This window comes from Azospirillum sp. ST 5-10 (assembly GCF_051225715.1).
Lineage (GTDB): Bacteria > Pseudomonadota > Alphaproteobacteria > Azospirillales > Azospirillaceae > Azospirillum.
Map to the genome: position 1 here is coordinate 1 of NZ_JBPJSP010000063.1, position 5,306 is coordinate 5,306.

At 74.9% G+C, this 5,306-nt stretch carries 3 protein-coding genes; all 3 read right to left on the bottom strand.

All coding sequences use genetic code 11. From position 1 onward, the window contains the following. On the bottom strand, nt 1-4,181 hold a 4,181-nt coding region (locus tag ACSBPG_RS31640), incomplete at its 3' end, for a tetratricopeptide repeat protein (RefSeq protein WP_435541242.1). Next, nucleotides 4,178-4,594: a flagellar biosynthesis repressor FlbT gene (locus ACSBPG_RS31645; RefSeq protein WP_435541243.1), complete on the bottom strand. Its 417-nt coding sequence runs from the start codon at nt 4,592-4,594 to the stop codon at nt 4,178-4,180. The genes ACSBPG_RS31645 and ACSBPG_RS31640, both read right to left, overlap by 4 nt. Before the next feature lie 140 nt (nt 4,595-4,734). Then, nucleotides 4,735-5,306 (bottom strand): flagellin (locus ACSBPG_RS31650; RefSeq protein WP_435541244.1); only part of this gene is annotated, 572 nt, incomplete at its 5' end.

Sequence of the window (5,306 nt, forward strand, 5' to 3'; positions counted from 1 at the left end):
AGGCGGCGCAGTTCGGCGGCGATGCGGGCGAGGACGTCGGCCAGGGTCTCGCCGGGGCGGGGCTGGAACAGCCGCATGCTCGGGAACCACGGCCGCACTCCGGTGCCGAGCTGCGTCCAGTCCCGCCCGCCGAAGCGCCACACCGGCACCCCCAGCGCCCCCGCCAGTTCCCCCGCCGACATCGCCGGCGAGATCACCAGGTCCAGCGCCGCCGTCAGCGCCGCCGCCGCCTCGAAGTCGTCCTTCAGGTCGAGGTCCGGCCAGCGGTGGATGCGCACCCCGAACCGCCGCTCCGCGTCGGCGATCTCCGCCGCGCAGTCATCGTACTGCAGGTTGACGTACACCACCCCGGGGACCGCCAGCAGCGGACCCCACTCGTCCAGGCGCGTGTAGGCCCCCTTGCGCTCCTGCGTCATCAGCCCGCTGCGCCAGCCGATCCCCACCTTCAGCCCCGGCCCCAGCCCCTCCACCCGGCGCCGCCACGCCGCCGCCCGCTCCGGCTCCGCCACGAGCCAGCCGGCACGCGACGGAAAACGCCCCAGCTCCGGGCGCAGGTGCCGCGCCAGGGACCCCGCCGGGACCTGCACCTCGGCGTCGCGGAGGTCGCCCGTCACCGGGCGGACGCTCGCCCGCGGGAAGGAGCGGGCGAACAGCGACACCAGGCGGCGGTCGCACTCGATGACCGCGTGCCGCGACCGCGCGATCAGGTCGCCGTAGCAGGAGGCGAACAGCATCTCGTCGCCCACCCCCTGTTCGCGCCAGACCAGGACGCGCGCCGCGCTGACGTTCTCGCCGCGCCAGCCCCGCGCCGAGAACCGCCGCCCCTGGCCGAGGAACTGGGGTGTGGCGAAGCGCCAGTCGTGCTCCGCCCAGCCCTCGCGGACGGCGCCGCGCTCCAGCAGCAGAAGCCCGAGGTTGTAGTGCGCCTGGGCGTGCCGCGGAGCGAGGGCGAGGGCCTGCCGGTAGGCGGCCTCCGCCTCCGCGGAGCGCTCCAGCCGGCGCAGCAGATGGCCGAGGTTGGCGTGCGCGTCGGCCAGGGCGCCGTCCAACGCCAGGGCGCGGCGGTGGCACGCCTCGGCCTCGACCGGCCGGTCGAGGGCGGCGCACACGCTGCCGAGGTTGGTCCAGGCGGAGGCCTGCCCCTCGTCGAGGAGCAGGGCACGGCGCAGCGCCGCTTCGGCCGCCGCCGGATCACCGTCGGCGTTGAGCACCGCACCGAGATTGACGTGGGCCTCGACCAGTGCGGGCTCGCAGGCTACCGCGCGCCGGTGGGCCGCCGCCGCCGCCACGGCGTCGCCGCGGGCCGCGGCCAGACTGCCGGACTGGGTGTGGGCCAGCGCCAGATCGGGCCGCAGCCGCAGGGCGCGGCGGACGCAACGCCCGGCATCGTCCGGCCGGCCGGCCGACGCCAGCAGCACGGCGCGGTTCAGCCAGTGCCCCGCCCCGTCGGGCTGCGCCGTCGCCGCGTCGCGCAGGCTCGCCTCGGCTTCCGCGGCCCGTCCCAGCGCCTGCAGCGCGCCGGCACGGCCCGCGTGGGCGGCGGCGTTCGTCGGATCGGCGGCGGCCGCCTGCCGGAAATGGTCGGCCGCGGCGGCGGCGTCGCCGCGGCGCTTCAGCAGCACCCCCAGCAGATGATGCCCGGCGGGGTGGGCCGGCGCCGCCGCCAGCACCGCGCGGACGGCGCGTTCCGCCCCTTCGGCGTCGCCCGCGCGGTAGAGCGCCACGGCCCCGTCGACCGACGGCGCCTCCGGCGCCACGGGCGGACGGATCGCCGCCGGCGGTTCGGCGAGGCGGCGCAGTTCGGCGGCGATGCGGGCGAGGTCGTCGGCCAGGGTCTCGCCGGGGCGAGGCTGGAACAGCCGCATGCTCGGGAACCACGGCCGCACGCCGGTGCCGAGTTGCGTCCAGTCCCGCCCGCCGAAGCGCCACACCGGCACCCCCAGCGCCCCGGCCAGTTCCCCCGCCGACATCGCCGGCGAGATCACCAGGTCCAGCGCCGCCGTCAGCGCCGCCGCCGCCTCGAAGTCGTCCTTCAGGTCGAGGTCCGGCCAGCGGTGGATGCGCACCCCGAACCGCCGCTCCGCGTCGGCGATCTCCGCCGCGCAGTCATCGTACTGCAGGTTGACGTACACCACCCCGGGGACCGCCAGCAGCGGACCCCACTCGTCCAGGCGCGTGTAGGCCCCCTTGCGCTCCTGCGTCATCAGCCCGCTGCGCCAGCCGATCCCCACCTTCAGCCCCGGCCCCAGCGCGTCCACCCGACGACGCCACGCCGCCGCCCGCTCCGGTTCCGCCACGAGCCAGCCGACACGCGACGGAAACTGCCCCAGCTCCGGACGCAGCACCATCGGCAGCCGTCCGGCCGCCGCCTGGACGGCGCCGGCCGGCAGGGCGACGGTTTCCCGCCCGTCCGCCGCCGTCTCGGCGCGCACGGCGGCGTTCGGGAAGGAGCGGGCGAACAGCGACACCAGACGGGGCTCGCACTCGACGACGAGACGGCCGGCCCGCGCCGCCGCGTCGCCGTAGCACGACGAGAACATCACCTCGTCGCCGATCCCCTGCTCGCGCCAGACCAGCAGGGTGCGGCCAGGCAGCGGCTCCCCGTCCCAGGCCGGAGCGGCGATCCGGCGGTCGACGTAGCCCTTGCTGCGGAAGCGCCACTGGTACCCCGCCCAACCCTCCCCGAGGTCGCCCCGCTCGAGGCCGATCAGACCGCGGTTGAAGCGGGCGACCGCCTGTCCGGGATCGACCTCCAGGGCCCACCGCAGCGCCGCCGCGGCGTCCGGGTCGTGCGTCCGCAGCCAGACCACCAGACCCAGATTGGCGAGCGCGTCGGCGTAGTCGGGCTGCAGCGCGACCGCCCGGCGATGGAGCCGTTCCGCCGCCTCCGTCCTGCCGAGGATCTGCAGCGCCAGCCCCAGGTTGGTCAGCGCCTGGACGTGGCCGGGCGACAGGCGCAGCGCGCGCCGGTGACAGACCTCGGCGTCGGCGAGACGGTCCTGGTCCTGGCGGATCGTGCCGAGGTTGGTGTAGGCGTCGGGAAAGTCCGGCTGCGCCGCGACGGCACGGCGCCGCAACGCTTCCGCCCGCGCGGGGTTCTTCCACGCCGCGTGGATGTTGCCGAGGTTGTTCAGCGGCTTGGCGTAGTCGGGGCGCACCGTCACGGCGCGCCGGAAGGCCGTGAAGGCGCGGTCGAGCCGCTTGGCGTCCTCCAGGCCGGTGCCGAGGTTGTTGAGCGCCGCGGCGTCGTCCGGCTCCAAGGCGAGGGCGCGGTGCAGGGCCGCCTCCGCCGCGTCCGGCCGCCCGAGGCCGAACAGGCAGATGCCCAGGTTGTTCAGGGCGGCGGCGAATCCCGCATCGAGCCTCAGGCAGCGGCGATAGGCCGCCGCCGCCTCGGCCGGCCGGCCGAGCGCCTGCCAGGCGCTGCCCAGGGCGAAGTGCGACCGCGGCCGGTCGGGCTCGACGGCGACGGCGGTGCGCAGGGGCGGCACCGCGTCGGCGGCGCGGCCGGCGGCCAGCCGCAGATGGCCAAGCTCCGCGGCGAGGTCGCGGTCGGCCGGGCTGTCGCCGAGCGCGCGGCGCAGGGCCAGCTCGGCGTCCGGATGCCGCAGGGCGGACAGGCACAGCGCCAGGGCGCGCCACGCCGCGGCGTGGCGCGGTGCGCGCACCACCACCTCGCCGAGATGCGGCGCCGCCAGCTCCGGCTGTCCGGCGTCGAGATAGAGTTGGGCCAGGCGGAAGCGCGCCTCGACGTGCCCGGACTGCCGCGCCAGGGCCTCGCCGTAGGCGCGTTCGGCCTCGCGGTGGCGGCCGGCGCACTGCAGCGCCAGGCCGAGCTCGTGGCAGGCGTCGGCATCGTCCGGCTTCAGCACGGCAAGGCGCCGGAACGCCGCGGCGGCCGCGGCGGGGTCGCCGCTTTCCATCCGCAGCCGGGCGACGCTCCGATGGGCCTCGGCGAAATCGGGACAGGACGCCACGGCCGCCGCGACCAGCGTCGCCGCCCTTCCGGCCCGCCCGGTCTGGTGCGCGAGGATGCCGGCGAGGTGCAGGGCGTCGGGATGCAGGGGCTCGCCGTCCAGGACGGCGGCGTAGAGCGCCTCCGCCTCCTCCAGCCGGCCGTCGCGATGCCGCGCCACGGCGTCGGCGAGCCGCGCCCCGACCACGGCCGGCGGCCGGGTCACGGCGCCGGGTCGGTCCGCTCGGCGTCACCCGCCCCGTCGGCGGCGACGCCGGCCGTCTTGAAGAGCTTCCGGCAGATCTTGAGGGCCCGGTAGTAGTTGCGCGCGTCCACCAGCTGCGCGATCTCGTCCAGCTCGCGGCCGCTGTCGGGCCGGGCGGCGCGCGTCTCCTCCAGGATGCCGGTGAAGCGCGCGAGGTTCAGCGCCGCATCTTCGGGAAAGATGTAGATGAGCTGGATGACGAAGTAGAGCTTCTTCTCGATGCAGTCGATCTGTTCTTCCTTCAGCACCTCGCGGCCGCGCAGGAAGTTGGCGGTGTTGTAGAGGAAGAAGGATCCCGGCCGATCGCCGGCGCCGATGACGGCACCGTTGATGATGACCTTTTCGTTGGGACGCAGGACGAACTTCAGAGGCATGAATGAGAACCCGGTGCGTGCTGCGGCGATGGCGGCGCTGCGGCGGCCGTGCCGGCCCCATCACACCGCGTCGCCAAAGAAAAACGGGCGGCGGATTGCGCCGCCGCCCGCCCGGGACGATCCTACCCGAAGCTGCCGGCTTAGAACAGCCGCAGGATCGACTGCTGCGACTGGTTGGCCAGCGACAGGGCGATGGAGCCCAACTGCTGCTGCGTCTGCAGGGCCAGCAGCTTGGCGCCTTCCTCGTTCTGGTCGGCCAGGGTCAGCTTGTTGGCGCCTTCCACCAGCACGTCGCTGAACTCCTTGGTGAAGTTCTCGCGGGTCGTGATGACGTTCAGGTTGGTGGACAGCGTCTGCGAGGCCGAGCGCAGGTGGTCCTTGGCGTAGTCGATGCCTTCCACCGCCTTGTCGATGTCCTCGCGGTCCGACCAGTCGTTCTGGGCGTAGTCGAGGCGCAGGCCCTGGCCACCGGAGGTCAGGTTCTGGCTGAGCACCGTGATCGAGTTGGTGTTGCGCTCGTTCAGCTGCACAGTCAGGTCGTTCGACGAGTTGGAGTCGGTCACCTGGATCGTCGTCAGGTTGGCCGCGCAGTTGGCCGAGGCCGCCTGCTGGATGGTCTTCTGATCGACGTTCACGCGCACCGTGCCGGTGTCGAACGCGAAGGCGTTCTCGCCGTCCGACAGCTTGCCGCTGCCGCGCGCCGCCGTGCCGT

Bases quoted from the DNA above. Each gene is read 5' to 3' on its own strand.
- ACSBPG_RS31645 (WP_435541243.1), bottom strand. From the start codon at position 4,594: ATGCCTCTGAAGTTCGTCCTGCGTCCCAACGAAAAGGTCATCATCAAC.